The organism is Planctomycetota bacterium (assembly GCA_016125255.1).
Lineage (GTDB): Bacteria > Planctomycetota > Phycisphaerae > Phycisphaerales > Zrk34 > RI-421.
In genome coordinates, this window is sequence record WGMD01000029.1 from 17,120 (window position 1) to 35,995 (window position 18,876).

13 protein-coding genes are annotated in these 18,876 nt (G+C 64.2%); 3 read left to right on the forward strand and 10 right to left on the reverse strand.

Going from position 1 to position 18,876, the window contains the following annotated elements:
* The 3 genes from GC162_18130 (at window position 1) to GC162_18140 (ending at window position 3,935) form a co-directional block, all read left to right on the forward strand.
* Window positions 1–1,788, forward strand: coding sequence for an acyl-CoA dehydrogenase (locus tag GC162_18130; protein ID MBI1370559.1), 1,788 nt, complete (start codon window positions 1–3; stop codon window positions 1,786–1,788).
* Between the two features lie 90 nt (window positions 1,789–1,878).
* On the forward strand, window positions 1,879–2,985 hold the full coding sequence (locus GC162_18135; protein MBI1370560.1) for a VCBS repeat-containing protein: 1,107 nt from the start codon (window positions 1,879–1,881) through the stop codon (window positions 2,983–2,985).
* Window positions 2,982–3,935 (forward strand): hypothetical protein, encoded by a 954-nt coding sequence (locus tag GC162_18140; GenBank protein MBI1370561.1) that lies wholly within the window; start codon window positions 2,982–2,984, stop codon window positions 3,933–3,935. Before GC162_18135 ends, GC162_18140 begins: the two co-directional genes overlap by 4 nt.
* A gap of 21 nt (window positions 3,936–3,956) precedes the next feature.
* Here GC162_18140 and GC162_18145 read toward each other — a convergent pair whose 3' ends face one another.
* From GC162_18145 to GC162_18190, 10 genes are all read right to left on the reverse strand, one after another.
* Window positions 3,957–6,134: a VWA domain-containing protein gene (locus tag GC162_18145; protein ID MBI1370562.1), complete on the reverse strand. Its 2,178-nt coding sequence runs from the start codon at window positions 6,132–6,134 to the stop codon at window positions 3,957–3,959.
* A gap of 6 nt (window positions 6,135–6,140) precedes the next feature.
* Window positions 6,141–6,773 (reverse strand): hypothetical protein, encoded by a 633-nt coding sequence (locus GC162_18150; GenBank protein ID MBI1370563.1) that lies wholly within the window; start codon window positions 6,771–6,773, stop codon window positions 6,141–6,143.
* The gene (locus tag GC162_18155; protein MBI1370564.1) at window positions 6,770–9,016 is read right to left on the reverse strand and encodes a hypothetical protein; all 2,247 of its coding nucleotides are present in this window, start codon (window positions 9,014–9,016) and stop codon (window positions 6,770–6,772) included. Before GC162_18155 ends, GC162_18150 begins: the two co-directional genes overlap by 4 nt.
* Window positions 8,539–9,411 (reverse strand): DUF58 domain-containing protein, encoded by an 873-nt coding sequence (locus tag GC162_18160; protein ID MBI1370565.1) that lies wholly within the window; start codon window positions 9,409–9,411, stop codon window positions 8,539–8,541. Before GC162_18160 ends, GC162_18155 begins: the two co-directional genes overlap by 478 nt.
* 3 nt (window positions 9,412–9,414) lie before the next feature.
* Entirely contained in the window at window positions 9,415–10,929 is a 1,515-nt protein-coding gene (locus tag GC162_18165; GenBank protein MBI1370566.1) for a hypothetical protein, read from the reverse strand.
* The gene (locus GC162_18170) at window positions 10,926–11,861 is read right to left on the reverse strand and encodes an ATP-binding cassette domain-containing protein (protein MBI1370567.1); all 936 of its coding nucleotides are present in this window, start codon (window positions 11,859–11,861) and stop codon (window positions 10,926–10,928) included. Before GC162_18170 ends, GC162_18165 begins: the two co-directional genes overlap by 4 nt.
* On the reverse strand, window positions 11,858–13,642 hold the full coding sequence (locus tag GC162_18175) for a hypothetical protein (GenBank protein MBI1370568.1): 1,785 nt from the start codon (window positions 13,640–13,642) through the stop codon (window positions 11,858–11,860). Before GC162_18175 ends, GC162_18170 begins: the two co-directional genes overlap by 4 nt.
* A 56-nt stretch (window positions 13,643–13,698) precedes the next feature.
* Window positions 13,699–14,748, reverse strand: coding sequence for an AAA domain-containing protein (locus GC162_18180; protein MBI1370569.1), 1,050 nt, complete (start codon window positions 14,746–14,748; stop codon window positions 13,699–13,701).
* 7 nt (window positions 14,749–14,755) lie between these two features.
* Complete coding sequence (locus GC162_18185; protein ID MBI1370570.1) at window positions 14,756–17,182, reverse strand: hypothetical protein; 2,427 nt, start codon at window positions 17,180–17,182, stop codon at window positions 14,756–14,758.
* Window positions 17,183–17,396: 214 nt separating this feature from the next.
* Window positions 17,397–18,785: a hypothetical protein gene (locus GC162_18190; protein ID MBI1370571.1), complete on the reverse strand. Its 1,389-nt coding sequence runs from the start codon at window positions 18,783–18,785 to the stop codon at window positions 17,397–17,399.
* Window positions 18,786–18,876 lie beyond the last annotated feature (91 nt).

An 18,876-nucleotide genomic window follows, 5' to 3' on the forward strand; every position in this document is an offset into this window, starting at 1 on the left:
ATGGTCAAGCTTTCCGAACGCGATCAGCAGCAGCTTGAGAAGGCCAAGGATCTGATGGAGTCGGGCGCTCAGGAGACCGGTTTCTTCCGCTCGCTGTTCTTCGGTCGCCTCCGCCTCGACAAGCTCATGCCCTACCCGCAGCAGGACCCGGCGGACGCGAAGCGTACGGACGAACTGCTCGACAAGGTCGATCGCTACATGCGTGAACACGTCAATGCGGATCGGATCGACAAGACCGAACGCATCCCGCAGACCGTCATCCGCGGGCTCGGCAAGCTGGGCGTGCTGGGCATGACCGTCCCGAAGGAATACGGCGGCGGCGGGTATTCGCACACGGCGTACTGCCGCGTGCTGGAACGCATCGCCATGTACTGCTCCTCGACGGCCGTACTCGTCGGGGCGCATCAGTCGATCGGCCTCAAGGCCCTGATCCTCAGCGGCACGGAGGAGCAGAAGCGAACGTATCTGCCGGACCTGGCGAGTGGGAGGAAGCTGGCGGCGTTCGCGCTGACGGAGCCGGAGGCAGGGTCGGACGCGGCGAATGTGCAGACGCGCGCCGAGCCGAGCAAGGACGGCAAGTGGTGGTTCATCACCGGCGAAAAGAAGTTCATCACCAACGGCGCCCTCGCCGGAATGATGACGGTCATGGCGCGGACCGAGGTGACAATCAACGGCGCGAAGCATGACAAAGTGACCGCCTTCATTGTTACGCCGGACATGCCGGGCTTCGAAGTGGTCAAACCCAACCGCAGCAAGTGCGGGATTCGGGGCACATGGCAGGCGACGCTCAAGTTCAACCGCATGAAGGTGCCGGCGAAGAACATTCTGGGCGAACTGGGGCGCGGGCTGAAGGTGGCGCTGACGGTGCTGGACTTCGGGCGGTGTACGCTCAGCGCCGGCTGCATCGGCGGTGCGAAGGTCGCGCTCGACAAGACGATCGAACATGTCAAGAGTCGGCAGCAGTTCGACCGACGGCTGGCGGACTTCGAGGCGGTGCAGCACAAGATCGCGCGCATGGCGGAGCTGACGTTCGCGATGGATGCGATGACGTACCTGGCGGCGGGCATGGTCGATCGGCATGACGAGGACCTGATGCTCGAGACGGCGGCGACGAAGCTGTTCTGCTCTGAAACGTCGTGGCGCGTCATCGATGACGCGGTGCAGCTCCACGGCGGCGAGGGCTACATGCGCGATGGCGGACTGGAGCGCATGCTGCGCGACGCCCGCATCAATCGAATCGTCGAAGGCGCGACCGAGGTGATGACGAGCTTCGTGGCGCTGATGGGCATGAAAGGCGTGGGCGAGGAGTTGGAGCAGGTGCTCAAGGCGGCGCGGCATCCGTGGTCGAATCTGGATCGGCTCAAGGCGTTCGCCCGGCACGAATGGCGCGATGTAATTCTCGGGCCGGCGGCGACGGGGCTGCACCCGAAACTGGCGCGCGAAGGTCGAATGCTCACGAAGCTGACGCGCGAACTGGCGCGGAGCGTGACACGACTGCTGGCCAAGCACCAGACGAAGATTCTGGACATGCAGCTTTTGCAGCAGCGCGTGGCATGGGCGGCGGTGGAGTTGTATGCGATGACGGCGGTGGTGAGCCGGATGCAGTCGATGATCGTCGCGGCCGAGAGCAACGGCGGCGTCGAGCACATTGCGCGCGATCTGACGATCGGCAAGGGCTTCTGCGATCACGCCGCGGGGCGGATTCATCAGCGTCTGCGCGGCCTGTTCGGCAACCGCGATGCGAAACGGCTGGCGGTGGCGCGGAGCGTGCTGGGCCTGAACGAATGACGCAGCGATGCTATGATGAGGCCTTCCCACTGGAGGTCCTTCATGCGCTGGATGTTTATTATCGCCGCGGTATTGATGTACGCACAAGGTTTGTTCGCTGACGACACGGTGAAGTTCGCCGTGAAGCAGCTTCATGTGGACAACAACGAAGGCGCGGACATCGCCGACGTGAACAATGACGGCAAGCCGGACCTGATCGCCGGTCGGTTCTGGTACGAAGGACCGGACTTCACGAAGCATCCGCTGCGCCAGATCGATGATTGGAACGGCTACGTGGCGAGCAACGGCGACTTCGCGGTGGACGTCGACGGCGATGGCAATGTCGATATCATCGCCGGCGCGTTCGTGGACCCGATCGTCAAGTGGTACCGCAATCCAGGCAAGGACGGACTGGCGAGCGAGACGCTGTGGCAGGGCACGGAATTCATCAGGACCGAAAACAAGACCAACGAACTTTCGTTCATGCACGATATCGACGGCGACGGCATCCCGGACTGGATCACGAACAGTTGGAACGTCAAATCGCCGGTCGTCGTGTATCAACTCGCCCGCAATTCCAAGGGAGAACTCAACGCGATCAAGCATGTCATCGGCGAAGGCCCGCACGGACACGGCATGGGCTTCGGCGACCTGAACGGCAACGGGCGCGAGGACATTCTCGTGGGCGAGGGCTGGTACGAACGGCCGGAGGGCGATCCCTTCAAACAGACGTGGACCTACCATGCGGACTGGCACCTGCACGCGAGCTGCCCCATGCTCGTGATGGACGTCAACGGCGACGGGCGCAATGACATCATCTACGGCCTCGGGCATGATTACGGCCTGTTCTGGCGCGAGCAGATCGCGCCGACGGCGGATGGGAAATTGCAGTGGCAGGAGCATCTGATCGACAAGGAATACTCGCAGCCGCACAGTCTGGCGCTGGCGGACCTCGACGGGGACGGCCAGCCCGAACTCATCACGGGCAAGCGCAAGTTCGCGCACAACGGCAAAGACCCCGGCGGCATGGATGCGCCGTGCCTTTACTACTACACCATTGACCGCAAGAGCGGCACCTTCACGCGTCACACGATCGACGTCGGCCAAGTCGGCACGGGCCTGCAGATCCGCACGGCTGATCTGAACGGCGACGGCCGCACGGATATTTTCGTCGCCGGGAAATCCGGCACGTATGTTCTGATCAACCAGGGTAAATGAGAGCCATCATGTCGCTGATCATCAATGGACAAGCCATCGACGAGAACCTGCTGGAGCAGGAGTTTTCAAACATCAAGGCGTCGTACGAGCGTCTGTCGCCCTACCACGGATGCTGCGAACGCGACGAGGAATTCCGCGGCTATGCAAAACGAAACATCATCGGGCGCGTGCTCCTGGCGCAGCAGGCGGAGCAGGATATCGATCCGATCAGCGAGGAAGAACTCGACGAGGCGATCGCACAGCTCAAACAGGAGCACGGCGGGGAGGAGCAGTTTTTCGCCGCGGCGGGGATCACGCCCGATCAGGAGCCGATGCTGCGCGGCGACATTGCGGCGAACATGCGCGTACGCAAACTCATCGACCGGGTGTGCGCGGACATCAAGGTTCCTGATGACGCGCGGCTGCGGAAGTATTACGAGGCCAACGTCGAGCGGTACATGACCGACGAGCGCGTGCGGGCGTCGCACATTCTGCGCAGCCCCAAGCGCGGGGAGGACCGCGCGCCGGCGTATGAGCAGCTTCGCGAAGCCCGACGTCGCATCCTCAGCGGCGAGACGTTCGAGACGGTGGCTCGCGAAATTTCGGACAAGGTGCGTGAACTGGAGGAAGCGACGGAGGAGCAGAAGGCCAAGGCCGGGGACCCGGTCGATCTGGGATACTTCAAACGCGGCGAGTTGATGGAGGAATTCGAGATTGTGGCGTTTTCGATGGAAGTCGACGAGGTGAGCCCGGTGTTCAATTCGCCGTTCGGGATGCACCTTGTGAAGTTGACCGAGCGCGAATCGGCGATGCCCAAGCCGTTTGACGAGATGCGCGATGCGGTGGCGGAGGATTACCTGGTCGAGCATCGCGATCAGCGCATTCAGGCGCACGTCGATCAGCTTAAGGCCCAGGCGAAAATCGAAGGCGAAGAGGAATGCGGCGGCGGGTGCGGTTGTTCGCATGAATGACCCGGCCCGCTCTCATCAACCTCATTCCGAACGATCCGTGCGATCGCGCGCTCGGCGGCGGGCCTGACCCAATGCGTCGAGCACGCTGCCGGTCGGCTCCGGTTCGACAGGCGGCGGAGCTGGCGCGGCGGCAGCGGACGAATCTGCTGGCGTCTGGGGCTTGGCTTGAACGACGGACTCGGCTGCGACTCGGCGCGGTCGCATGGGCCTCGCCTTTGCGGCGGGCTCCGGCTCGTCTTTCATCACTACGCGGTGCCGGGGGCGGCGCGTCAGCAGCAACGCGATTGCGCCGGTGCGGCGTTCGAGGATCTCCAAAAGGAAAATTCCCAGCGCGGCACTGAAGATGTACGGGCTCAAGTCGACCAGTCGCGGGAGGCGCGGCAGGTCGTCCCAGATGCCGCCGAGGTCGACGCGCTCGACGCCGCCCGTCGCTGCGGCGAGACGCCTTAGCGCAGCGGCGCCCCGGTCCGTGCCGGCGGGCTTGAACTCGGGCGAATAGGGAAGCGTGACGGGGGGCATGGCGATGGGCGGATGATCGGCGAGATTGACGGTGGCGATGGCGGTTTCACGGCCGCGCAGATCGAAGTCGACGCTGAGCGTGTCGGGCGAGGTCCAGGTCATGTTCGTCCGATCCGCGCGTGGCTTTTCGCCGGCGGTTCCGCGCAGAATGGTGACCTCCGGAAGATGGGCCAGCGCGTTGGTCGTTCGCTGCGGGTCCAGATGCAGCGACACGGTGGCGATGCCTTCATGCACCTGCTGCGTCAGAAGCATGTTGTCACCGAGGCCGCGCGACTCGCCGGCGGTCCAGCGGGCGAGTCCCGTCAGCGTGTCGCCGAGCTTCAACCACTTGGTGATGGGCCCGGTGAACTTGCCGTCGATTTGCCCGGTGTAGCAGAGCACGCGTCCGTCACCGGCGTTCCACGACGCGACGACCGGAGCGGCGTACTCGTCGGTGGTCACGACGCTCAGGTTCGCGCCGTCGCGGAGGTAGGTCAGGTTGTAACCGCCGATGTTGGGCGGAGCGTCGCTGTAGATGACGCCGGTGAGCGTGGTCAGACCGGGGGTGAGCTTGATGGGGGTGGGGTCTTCGATGAAGCTCGATCGGGCGACGACAAACGTGTCCTGCGCGAAAAGTCGTGGCAATTCTTCTGGATTTTCGGTGAAAAAGATGCGTCCGTCGCCGCGGCGGGCGATGTCGCGCAGCAGGTCGGCATCGGAGTCGTGCGGCGTGCCGAGGCCGATGACCGAGCAGGTCATCCCCGCCTTGCGGGCGTAGGCGAGAAGCTCCTCATATTTGCCGGGCTCTTCGCTGTCGGCGGCATCGGCGAACAGGATGATATGTTTCGTGCCGGCCTGCGCCTTCTGCAACAGGTCGGCGGCGTGCGAGAGGGCTTCATAGATGTAGATGCCGCCGCCCATCGATTCGATGCGCAGGATTCGGTTGCGCACCGCCTGCGGGTCCGACAGCGGCGCGAGCGGACTGATCTCATGCGACTCCGAATCAACCGCCAGCACGCCCAGTTCATCCATCGGCGTGAGCATGTCCACGACCTGCACCGCCGCCAGGTCCGCCAGATCCATCTTCGTCCGCCCGCCCGGTACGGTCATCGCCATCGAACCGGAACGGTCCATGGCGATGACGATGGCGATCGACAGCTTGCGGTGCTCGCGGCGAAGCTCCATCGACACAGGCATGATCGGATCGAGCGGGCTCTTGAAGTAGCCGCCGGGACCGTAAGATGTTTGCCCTCCGCTGAGCATCAGCCCGGCGCCGGTATCTTTGACCCATGCCGCCAGATTGTTCATCCCCGCCAAGCCAATACGGCCGGCGGGGACGTCTTCGATCATCACGGACGAATAGCTCGACAGATCCTCCAGCTCCCACTTGGCCTCATCGGGTTTGATCGCCTGCACATCGAGTCCGCCGGCGCGGAGCAGACGCGCGAGACCCGATTCCGTCTTTTCGGTGACAAGGATCATCGGCTTGGGGCCCTCGACGCCGACGAGCAGGCGTGCGGTGTTGTTCTCCGGTACGGGGTCGAGCCCGTCGCCCTGCACATGAAGCGAATACACGGCGGTCGACGGCTCATCGACGGCATCGCGGAACGTCAGCCGGGTCAATCCCGCCGGCACAGTGCGCCGCCCCGCCGCGATGCTTCGATCGCCGCGGCGCAGCTCATAGGTGATCTGCTGCGGCACGGGCGCCTACACCCACGCGGTGATCATGTACACCTCGCGCGGGTTGACGCTCATCGGCGCATCGATCGACGCGATGGCCAGGTCGCTGGTGGCGGGGCGCTCGATGCTGCGGTAGTCGATGCCGACCCCGCGCGCCGCCGCGCGGGCCGCACCGGCGGAGGGGTCCTTGCCGGTCCATCGACCGTCGCTGAGCACCAACACGCGCCCCGGTCCGTCGGGCGGGATCAGCGACAACGCCCGGTCAATCGCATCGTGCAGATTCGAAGCGTCGTCGCCGACATCGTTGGCGAATGCGCTAAGCACACTCGTCTGCGGGGCCTGTTCCGTGGCGGCGATGCGCCCGAAGGTCACGACGCCCAGTTGGTCATTGCCGCGAAGCTTCTTGTGCACAAGTCCGATCGATTCGAGCTCCGATCGCCCCGCCTCGCCCGGCATCGACAGCGACCGGTCCGCGACGACGATGACCGTCCCCGACCGGCTCGGCAGACGCACCGCCACGCTCGCCAATCCGGCAAGCACCAGCGCCACCGTGATGATCCGCATCACCGTCAGCACGCGCGTCGGCATGCGCCAGACCCACAGCGAAAGCCCCAGGGGCAGCGCCAGCAGCAACCAGATCGGCGTCAGCAGCGTGATCATGACAGACTCCCCTGCCTGGCGCTGCGGCCGACAAGATACAGATGCCCCGTCAGAAGCCCCGCAGCGATGAGTCCGAACACCCACGCCACCGACTGATAGTCCCACCGCAGCGTCGGCGCCTCCGCCCAGTCGCCGAGTCGATCGGCATGACGATGCGACAGATCCGATTCATCGCGATCGAGCACGTTGACGACGAAGCGCTCCATACCGCGCGGCGATTCGATCGTGTACACGCCCGGCAGGCGCGTCGGAATCGTGACCCGATCGCCGGCAAGCGGAATCGTCCGCGTCTTGCCGTCCGGATCGGTGAGCTTCACATCTTGTGTGATCGCGTCGGTAGTCCACGCCGCGTCCTCACCGAGCCGCAGATTCGTCCGCTCCAGCCCCGGCACATGCTCGCCCCGCCATGCCACGAGGTTCCAGAAAAGAATGGGCCAGTTGGGCGAATCGACGATCGTCGACAGATCGGCCCGCAGTCGCAGGTGCAGCTCGTGCCGCCCCGTGGGAAACTCCACATCACTCAGCAGCGGTACATTCCCCGCCATGATGATCGGGCGTCCCGGCAGATTCTCCGACTTGCCCGCCGCCCAGATCATGCCTGCCAGCGACAGTCCCTCCGCCAACGGATGCACGCGGTCGATCACGAAAGGGCCGACATAGGCCGCGGCGTCCGACTCGGCATCGATCTGAAGCGTCCATGCGCCTGTCTGCGGAACCGTATGGTCCGTGATGAGCAGTTGCACGCCGCTGGTCGTCATCAGCGCCTGCGGCGACGCCGCGATGGCGCGCTCGACGCGCCCGCGCAGCTTCGCATCATTGATCGCCAGCCCTACGCGCACGACCCGCTGATTGGCCGGCAACAGCGTCACCTCATTATCGATCGCCAGATCGTTCGCCCCAAGCGTCGCGACGAGCGTCGGCATATCCGGTTTGATGTCGATGAACACCGACTTGGTTTGCCCCGCGTCCAAGTCGATCGTCGAAGCGTGAACCGCATGACGCTGCTTGTCATCACCGACCATGTCGATGCGCAAGGGCACATGCGCCTTCGCATCGCCGCGATTGACGATTTCAAAGAGGCATCGCGGTGCATCGAGGTCGGACGAGCGCGAGGCGCTGACAAACGCCACATTCGGCCTTTCGCGCCCGAAGGCCCACCATTGCACCTTGCCGCCTTTGGGCGCTTCGATCGGCGCGTGATCGGTCAGCACCAGGACGCGCCCGACTGTGCCGCCCAGTTCGCTCGCCAAGGCGACCGCCCGGTCGATGTCCGCCCGCGGGGCGGCGCATCGCCACTGTTCGAGCAACCGGTCCATCGCCGCACGATCCGACACCGCATCGCCGAGCATCTGCGGTTCGGCTCCCGCCAGTACGAACCGCACGTTGTACCGGCCCCGGTCGTATTCATCGTGAATCGCGTCGATCGCCTCCTCGCGCGCCGTCGCCTTCTTCGTCCCCGCCGCCTGCATGGAATATGAATCATCGAGTACGACCACCAGCGGCAATCTCGTCGTGCTGATCATCGCGCGCGGCCCGGTCGCCGCCAGCGTGAGCATCGACAGCGCGAGCAGCTCCAGCAGAAACAGCAGCGGCGTCTGCAAACGCTGCATGCGCATCCCGCCCTCGCGCGCCTGCGTCAGATGCTCCCAGAGCATCAGACTCGACACGGTCTGCCGCCGATACCGATTGCGCAGGTAATAGATCGCCGCCAGCGCCGGCAGCGACGCCAGACCGATCAGCGCCAGTGGAGCCATCAGCGTCGGCATCAGGGCACCCTCATCACCGCCGCCTCGATGAGCGGACTCATATCCCATGTCGCCAGCAGCCGTTCCGCCACGATCGTCACCATCGTCGCGCCGACCTGCGTCGCGGCCCGGCTCCAGTTTTCCTGATGCTGGGCCAGCGCGGCGCGATAGCGTTCCTGCGCGCCGGCGTCGATGAACACTTCGCGCAGTTCGCCCGTCTCGCTGTCGGCGAGCCGGACGCTTCCGCGCTGCGGCGGATCGACGTCCGCCTGCGCCAACACCTGCACGACGAGGAGCACCGACGCCCGCGCCGCGATCGGCGCGAGCACCGCCAGCGGGTCGCTCATGAACAGCAGGTCGCTGATGATGACACGGATCGATTGCGAGCGCCATGACGGCGGGGCCTGTTGCATCGACTCCGCCAGCGAGCCGGCGTGAGTGAAATCGACATGATCCCACAAGGTCGGTGCGTCCGCGCCACGCAATACCGGCGTGCATCCTTCGCCGGCGAGATAGGTCGCATGGGTGTACGAGCTGTTCGTCGCCGCCGCCGTGATCGACGCCGCGGCGCCCAGCGTGCCTTCGGCCTTGCGGCTGTCGGGCAGGTCCATCGAGGCCGACCCGTCGATAAGCAGGTCCACGTGCGGCGTGACCTCCTCGCGGTAGAGCTTGATGTTGAGCCGATCGCTGCGGGCGTAGGCGGACCAGTCGATGCGGCGAAGATCGTCGCCCGGTTGATACTCGCGATGTTCCTTGAATTCGAGACTCGAACCGGCGTGTTGTCCGACCTGCGCCCCAGTGAGGCCCATCGGCACGCGCCGTGGCATCGACAGGGCGTAGCGCGCCCCCGCCGTCTCTCCCGCGATCAGAGATTGCCGCAACGCCTCACGCATGAATCAGCTCACCGCCTGCGTCGGCGCCGCCGCCTCGGCGACCGGGGCCGCCGTCTCCAGCGGCTTGAACGCGGCGAAGCTCGAGAGGATGAACCGGAGGTTGAGCACGAACGACACGCCCAGCCAGATCGACGCCGTGACCTGCGCTTCGTAAAGGTGACGATCCTGAAACACCATGAACGGCACGGTGATGAACCAACCCACGGGCAGGCGCTCCCACGGCCGATCCGCCGCCAACAGCGCGACGATGAACGGCACCATCGTGCCGATCGCCATGATGATCAGCGCCAATGCGTAGGTATTGCTGGGCGTAATGAACCGGCGCAGGAGCCAGTGTCGGATGAACAGCGCCGTCAGCGCGTACGCTCCGAAATATCCGACGAGCGGCATCATCGCGCTGATGACGTCGACGAAGTCGGATCGATGCGAGAATGATGAGAACTGGATGCTCCACCACCAGGCCGCCCCGAACGTCGCCGCCGACATGAGGAGGATCCATACGATTCCCCCCGCCGCGCCACTATAGAGCACGAACGCGCCCAAACGCAGCAGACCGAATCGGGGAATCATGCTTTGAATGCGGGGTCCGATCTGATCGCGCTCGCTGACGCAGACAAGGATCGCCGCGCACGCCACGACCGAGGCGATGCACAGCCAGAACACCACCGGTTCCAGATCGCCCACCGCATAGCTCCAGCCGAAGCAGAACAGGCCCATGATGAGCCAGACGCTCATCAGATACAGCCGAACGGACAGCGCCCGATTGGATGTGGGCGGGCTGACCATGGCGACCGCGAGCGTGAAGAGCAGACCTGTCGACGCCAGAAGGCACAGTACGATAGTCACAATCGGCGCCCAGAAGTCCCAGGCGCCGCCGCCGGTTCGGCCGCCGAACATGATGTAGGTGGAGGTGATGCCGATCGTGAATCCGTACGTGATAATCAATGCCGCCAGGCCCGACAGCGCCATCAGCGACTTGAGCACGCGATTCGCCGGGATACAAGCCAGAAACAGCGAGAACATCACGCATGTCGCGACCACGACGAAATCGATCGCCAACAGCAGGAAAATCGTCGGCAGGTCGATCCCGCGCAAGAGGAACGTCAGCGACATGAACGGCATGCAGGCCGAGTAGATGAGCACCGTGATGATCAGCGCGGACAGAAATTTGCCCCAGATGATCGATCGCGGGCGGATCGTGGTGACGTACAGCAGATCGACATGCGTGTCGGACCGCTCGGCGTTGAGCCGCAGCGAGGCGTACGCGGGGATGAACAGGAGGCAGGTCCCGAGCAGGATCGCCATGAGCGTGATGAACACATCGCGCCCGCCGGTGAAGTCCGACGCGTCCATGTCCTCCATGAGCAGGAACAGGCCGATCGTGACCATCTGCACGATCAGGAACAGCATCAGAACTGATGCGACGAACCGCCCCGCCACCGCCTGCCGCAGCTCCTTGACGACGATCGGGTTCATCCGGTCGTCGAGCTTCGTCATCACCGTGTTGAACGCGCTCACTGGACTTCTCCGCTGGTGATGGTCATGAACAGTTCCTCAAGGTCCGCCTGACGCTGGCGGAATTCGGCGATTCGGAAGTTGCGGCGGAGCAGCTCGGCGAGCAGGTCGCAGCAGGTTTCCTCGTCGCCGAGCACGTCAGCTTCGACGCTCGGCCCGGCGAGTCGGGCGGCGTTGACATTGGGCATCTCCAGCAGCGCCTTGCAGAGCACTTGCGGGTCGCCGAAGGGACGGATGATCATCGTCCGGTGCGGCGCGGCGCCTTCGCCGTGTTCGATCGTCGCGAGCGTGCCGGCGCGAAGGATGCGGCCCTTTTCGATGATCACCGCGCCGTCGCAGATTTCAGCCAGCTCCGTGAGGATGTGCGAGCTGATGAGGATCGCCTTGCCCTGCTTGGAGAGTATCTTCAAAAGCTCGCGCAGCTCGACGCGCGCCCGCGGGTCCAGCCCCGCGGCGGGTTCGTCCATGATCAAAAGCGGCGGATCATGCACCAGCGCCCGCGCCAGCGATACGCGCTGCTTCATGCCTTTGCTCAGCGCATTGAGCATCTTGTGACGGATGCCCATCAGGTTCGTGAACTCCTCGACGCTTTCGACGACCTGCTGGCGCTTGGGCGAGTGAATGCCGTAGGCCCGGGCGAAGAAGTCGATGTATTCATGCACGGAGATGTCGCGGTGCACGGGCAGCGCGTCGGGCATGTACCCGATCATGCGTCGGGCGTGCTCGGGGCGCTCCACGACGCTGTGCCCGTTGATCGTCGCGTCGCCGGCGGTCGGTTCGTCAAGCGTGGCGAGGATGCGCATCGTGGTGGTCTTGCCCGCGCCGTTGGGTCCGACGAAGCCGAAGATCTGGCCCGACTCGAAGCTGAAGCTGATGTCATCGACGGCCTTGGTCGTGCCGAAGTATCGCTGAAGATGGGTCACTTCGACTTTCATCGTGGTGCGAGCTCCGTGATGCCGTAGACAAGACTGGTTGAAGGACGCACGGCCGCGCCTTCGAGGCCGGGTTCCAGGAAAATCGCGTTGTCGAGCACCGCCAGGTATTCGCCCTGTCCCAACATCGGCACGGTTTCGTTCTCGCCGTTGTATAGAATTTCCGAATCGAGCCAGTTGGATCCGAAGATCATGCGGCGGCTCTCGGGCGTCGAGGCGATCTTCATCTTCGACGGCTCGAGGTTCATCTTCGCCCCCGCGGCGACATGCTCGGCGGCGTACGCCTTGCCGTCGGTGTGCACGTAGTAGAACCGGCGGAGATCGGCGGTGAACCCGTTGGTGGCGGTCAGCGTGCCGTCGGGCTCGACGGCGACGGCGATGCGCTGACGTTCCAAATGCGGCTTGCGGAGGCGGAAATGAGCCGGGACGCGCGATGTGACCCATCCGCTTTCAAGATGCTGATCCGTCGTCCAGTCGATGCCGCGAAGCTGGCCGCCTTCGTTGTAGTTGGCGCTGCGTATCTGCGGGATCAGTTCGGTATCGTAGCTGAAATGCAGGCCGTCGCCGGGCGCGATCGGGGCGTAGAACGCGGTCCATCCGATCGTCGCCGCACGGTGCGTCCGCTGATCGAGAATGGTGATCGTCTGAGCGCGGCGGTGCGGCGTCCAGCCCTCGGCGAGGAAGTTGTAAGTGAACACCGCGGCGCAGGCCACGAATGAAATCGCCGGCACGGTCCACAGCAGCCATATCCGCCGTTTCATCCTGCTCAGCACCACGAGATTGACCGGCCCAATAAGCACGGCGAACAGCAGCATCAACACGAAGAGCCCGCGCACCGGCACGCCGATGTTTTCAATGACGGGCATCGCCTTGTTGGCGTCGCTGACGGTCATGACGCCCGCGTAGGGCGCAGCGGAAGCGCTGGCGATCTGTGTGACGGCGGACCACTGACTGATGTTCCACTTGCCGGGATTGTCTCCGGCAATGACCTGCACAACGCCGAAGCCGAGGAAGTAGCGCGTATTGCCGGCATTGAGCCGCACCGGCGTGCTCCGCCAATCGGCCGGCGGGGTGTAGTCGCCGACGACGATCAGCGATCCGCCCACTTCGACATAGTTTTGCAGCGCGTTGAAGGCCGGCTGCGTGAGCTTGCTCATCTCCGGCGCCGTGACCATCACCGCATCGAACCGCGAGTACGCCAGCCATTGATCGCCCCATGCACTCGTCGGCACATCGCTGCGGATGAATTCGCGCGTTGATCCGCTGTGTCGGCCGTAGCCGCTGTATCCGCTCGCAGGCGCCGGATAGGCGGCGTCGTAGCTGCGCTCAAGGTCGGTCTGGTTCATGGTGTTGGAGATGAAGAACTCCATCGTGACCGGCGACCCGCCGCCGCCGTATCCGCCGTACCCGTAGATGCCCGCGTAGCTGGCGGAGTCCATATGACTGAACCCGCCGCCGTGCAGCGTCTTGCGGCTGACGCGGCCGTCGATCGTCACGCCCACGCTGTTGCCCGTGATCGCCAGCGGCGGCTGGAGCAGACTCACATGCACCGTCGCGCCCGCAGCGACCGTCACCGTGCGGCTCATGCGGTAAAGGCCCGCGTTGTACCCCTGCTCGCGCGGTGCGAACAGCGTCACCTCATGCGACGACTTGGCGGAGTGGTTCACCACCGTGAACGCATATTCGGCGTAGCTGTGCTCGGTGTCGCCGGCGGGATAGGACTGCTGCGTGATCTCCAGATCATCGAATGTTTCCGCGTTCGCGCTTCGCGCGATCAGAGACATCAAGAGACACGCCCCGGCGAGAACCCGCCGGCGCCTGATGGACCATCGTGATTGGATCATGTGGATTGCGCCGCTCCGGAAATCTGCATGTCGGCGGGAAGATTCAGCCCGGTTTCGTCCATCTGTTCGAGCAGGCCGGCGATCACGTCGCGCGTTCCGACCTTGTCGAAGCGGGCTTTGTAGTTGAGGATCATGCGGTGATTGAGGACCGCGGCGGCGATGGCCCGCACATCCTCGAACCCGACCGTCGGACGCCCGGCAAGCAGGGCGTACCCGCGCGATGCCTCTGCCATCGCAATCGCCGCACGTGGCGACGCGCCGTACGACACATATTGCGTCACCTGATCCGTCGCCTCCGCGTTGCCCGGATGCGTCGCCGACACAAGCCGGGCGATGTAACGCGCGACCGGCTTGGGCAAGAAGATGCGGTCCATCACGGCGAAAAGAGTGTGGAGATCTTGATCGCTCATGGCCCATTCCGCCTTGGGCGTCTCGCCCCGGCGGCGCGTGCCGATGATCTTCTCGAGCACTTCCGCGTTCACGTCGCCGACGTGCAGCTTGAAGAGGAAGCGATCGAGCTGCGCTTCGGGCAGCGGATACGTCCCTTCCAGTTCGATGGGGTTCTGCGAAGCAAGCACGAAGAACGGGTCGGGCAGCTTGCGGGTGACGCCCATGAGCGTGACGCTGCGCTCCTGCATCGCTTCGAGCATCGCCGACTGCGTCTTGGGCGAAGCGCGGTTGATTTCGTCGGCGAGCAGGAGGTTGGTGAACACCGGACCGGGCTGGAAGACCATCTGGCGCTGACCCTGCGCGTCTTCCTGGAGGATGTGATTGCCGAGGATGTCGCCGGGCATGAGGTCGGGCGTGAACTGCACGCTGCCGAACTGAAGATGCATCAGTTCGCCCAGCGCTTTGACCAGCGCGGTCTTGCCCACGCCCGGCAGACCTTCGAGCAGAATGTGCCCCCGTGCCAGGATGCCGACGAGCACCATGCGATGCACATCGGCGCGGCCCAGAAGTATGCGATCCAGTTGTTCGAGCAGTTTGCCGGTGACCTGAGACGCGGGCTCGAGTTCGGCGGGTTGGAGAAGCGTCGCCTGATTCATGGACGAATTACTCACGCTGAAAGTACGCCTGCACCGCCGCGCGATGCTTGGGCAGAACGGTTTGCTTCACAGCCGAGCCCCCGCCGGCGTCGGTTCCCGACAGGGCGCCCGACGCGGTGACCGGTTTGGCATCCACAAGCTGCGGCGCGCCCAGACTCACGCCGACCATCTGGCTCTTCTTGAGTGCGTCCATGTCCGCTTCAGGCAATTCCTGCTGCGTGAACTTGGCGCCGGACTCGCTGGCCGGGTCTTTCCATGTGAGCGGCGCATCGCCGCGCCCGCGGCTGATCCCGCCCTGCCCCGGCATGCCCCACGCGCTCATCATCGACGACATCGACGAACTGCCCGCGTTCTCCGCCAAGAACGCCGCCAATCCCTTCGAATCGCATTGGCCCGCCTCTCCCATCTTGCTGAGCATCTTCGGGTCCACCAGCTTGACCTTCACCAGCCGGCCCATCCGATTCGAAAGCCCCAGCTTGCCGTTCTGGCACGCGCCCGCGGAGGCGAGCAGTTGCTTGAGCTCCTCCGGCGTAAGCTGCCGCGGCGGAGGAAGCAGCGCATAATCGTCTTCCGTCAAATGCAGGTCGCGCATCGCCGAGTCGATGAGCCCAAGCGTCTCGTCATTGAGCGTCGGCAACTGGTTCGCCTCAAGTTGATGCGACTCGAGCTTGGCTTCGAGAATCTGCATCTCGTCGTCTTCGAGCCAGTCGTCAGCCAGCAGGCGCCAGATCAACTCGATCGCCTGCGAATCGACGATGCCCACGTGCCGACTGAACCCGCCGGCATTGGACATCTGCTTCGCCGCCTCGCCCATGGCGGCTTTCATCATGGCCGGATCGACCTGGCTTAAGGCCGCGCCGATCTGATTCGCCGACGGCAGTTTCCCGCCGAGCAGCTTCTTGACGTCCGCCAGTTGTTCGTCGCTGACGACGCCCGCCGCCTTCGCCTGCTCGGCGATCTGCGGAAGCTGATCGGTCAGCGACTCGACCGCCGGGGCCAGCCCTTCGGGATCGATCAGTCCTTCGCCGCCCTTGAGGGCCGCTTCGTCGATCTGCCGCGTGGCGAGCTGCCACATGAGCTTCGCCCCCGCGCGCTCGGCCATCGTCGTGTGCTCCGCCTCGAATTGCACGCGCATCAGCGCCAGATGCACCTTGAGCACCGTCGCCGGGTCGATGCCTTCGCGGAGGTAAATCTGCCGATACTTCTTGCCGTTGGCCGCCGCCTGCATCAGTTCCTGAAGCTGCTTGAGCTCCTCGCTGGTGAGCCGCTGGGCCTGGTCATTGGGGATCAGCGCGAACTGATCTTCCTTGAGTCCCATGTCCTTGAGCGCCTGCTCCAGCGTCTGAAGCTGCTCGTCGGAGATCGGCCCAAGCTCCGACTTGGCCATCTCCATGTCCGCAAGTTCCTTCTTGAGCTTCTCGCGCTCCGCCTTGTCGATCTTGTTGTCCGTCAGCGCATCGCGGATTTCCTTGAGCCGGTTCTCATCGACCTCGCTCATGTGTTTGGGCGAGAGGCCGAGCTTTTCCATGGCGTCGCGAATCTTGTCGAGTGTGGCCTGATCGAGCTTGTCGCTCAGGAACACCTGCTTCATCTGCTTCGCCTCGTCGGGCGTCATCTTGCTCGGGTCGGCCTTTTCCTTGTTAAGCGCTTCCTTGAACTGCTGATTCTGGTCGGCAAGCTGCTTGAGTGTCTGACTCAGCTCCGACATCGCCGCGGCGGCGAGCTGCGCATCGAGCATCGGCTGAGGCGACTGCTGATCCGCCGCCACCGCTTCCGCCAGCGCCTGCGCCTGCGCCATCTTCTGCGTCTGCGCCACGCCCTGCTCCGCCGCCTGCTGTGCGGCCTTCTCGAGCGTGTCCTTCAGATGATCGAGCGATTCCCATGTCTTGACCGGATCGTCCGCCGACGCCTCCGCCTTGACCTGTTCGAGCTTCTCGGTCAGCTCGTCGGCCCGCTTCTCGTCGATGACTTTCTCTTCCTTGAGCGTGTCGATCTGCTCGGCGATCTTGTCGGCCTGGTCGCCGATGTCCAGCGGACGCGGCGCGTGAATCGTCATCAGTCGCTGCGGCACCGCGAAGCTCACCGCCGCGAACGCCATCGCACACCAAAGCAATGTCCACGCCCTGCCGCTCCGCCACTCAACCCGCGGCCCGCGCACCTGCGGCGTCCGCGCCCCCCATTCCCCCAGCGGCGTCTCGTTGGCCGCCATGATCAATCCGCCCGCACGCCCGTGACGATCCAATAGCGCCCGCACGCTCGCCGCCTCCGGCACGCGCCGCCGCGCCATCGCCATCGCCCCGATCAAGACCGGCACCAACCCCGCGAAGCCCCACAACATGGGCTCCCGCGCCACGCCGACCGCCGCCCGCGACACGAGCACGACCGTGCCCAGCAGCAGCAACCACGCCGCCATGCCCGCAAGGGCGAAACGCATGCTCATCACACGCATGACGTGTCCGCGAAACTGCGAAATCCCGACCTGGCTCTGATCCACGGCGAACGCCTCCCGCAAGGGCTCGACACATTATCCGCCATCCGAACCAAAACATCCAGCCGTCTGACCATATTCGCCAATCGTCCCCTTCGAATTGTCACTATTGAAAAGACGTTCGAGGATGCGATGCGGTTCTGTGCGATCGCAAATATTCTTATCGCTTGATCTCGATGGAGATGTCTGAACCCGCTTCATACTCTTTGCCCGCCGGATTGGTACGCACACCCCCATTGTCCACGCCGTCTTCGCCGACACTGTAGACGACGTAGCCGTTGGCCGTCGTCTTGTAGATGAGCGGCTTGCCGGTGAACGGATCCATCAGCGCCTGCGGTAAAAATTCCGGCGTCAATTCATCCAGCACCATCGGCAGCTTGCCATGACAAAGGCGATATCGCTCGATCGCAATGACCACGCGCGCAACACGCAGACTCGTGCGGTATCGTTGATCGATCAGAAACGAACGCGCGAGCCCGGGAACAATCAGTCGCGTCAACACCGCCGGGTACGCCCCCAATTCATTGGCTCGCCGCTCCACCGCCTCCATCGCGGCTGTGCGCCGTTCCTCCGGCTCCTGCGCCGCCGCCTTGTAATCCTCCATGATCTGAAGGTACGTCAGATGATCGAGGTGAATCATGCCGCTGGCGACATGGGCCGCGAAGATCGCCCCTTCAAGTCCGCCGCCGGGCGATATACCGGTGGTGCCGATCATCTTGGACGGCGACAATGCGAAGATGTCATTCCCCATCGCCAATTCGCCGGCCATCGCTCGCGCCAGTGGTACTGACAAATCCATCGGTGCGAGCAGATCGTCAAGGCGCACGAGCTGCGCTTTCGTCAGCGTCGCGTTATTCAACAGACGCTCGATATCCCGTATGACGATGCCGACCATCGCGATTCGAACAAGGTGCGCAATCAGCACGGGCTCCGTCTGCAAGGATCGCGCGAGCCCCGCACTCGCTTCAATGCCGTTGATCGCCCCTTCCGCGTCGCCGTCTTCGATACGCGTCAACACATACAGTTCGAGCAGGTTGATTGCGGTGCGAAGCCGCGACAGATCGGCCAACGGCGTCATGAACCCCAGCGACAGATTCACCGGGTAGCGCGACTTTTGGATCCCCCGCGCTGCGACAAGCCGTTGAATCGCCCCGCTATCCGTTTTCAGAAGATCATCCACGGCCTCCCGCACCTCCGGCGGCCATGCCTCGCCCGCCTTCGGCAAACTTGCCTTCCCAATGAGCGGCAGTTTCGCCAGCGTGTCGTCATCGCTGGGTATCCACATGTACGTCAGCGCGTCAAGGATCGCCTCCGCCTGATTCGGCTCGCCCGCGGGAACCCGCTCGTACCACGCATCAAGCTCCGCGGCGTTCGCCGGCTCGCCCCGCGTCCGGATGTCGGAGAGCATGAGATTGACCTGATGCCTGACCGTGGCGACCCATGTCGCGTATGCCGTGATGATGAGCAGGAGTACCGCGACGATCCACGGCCATTTACGCCGGCGTTGATGCGTCTCGCCAGTCGTCGAGGATGTCGCGGGGTCGGTCATGGCGTGCATCATACATACCGGACGGTGAACCGGAACCATCGTGACAGCGTCTGATTGAAAGAGGTATCATGGACCAGAACAATTGACGCCC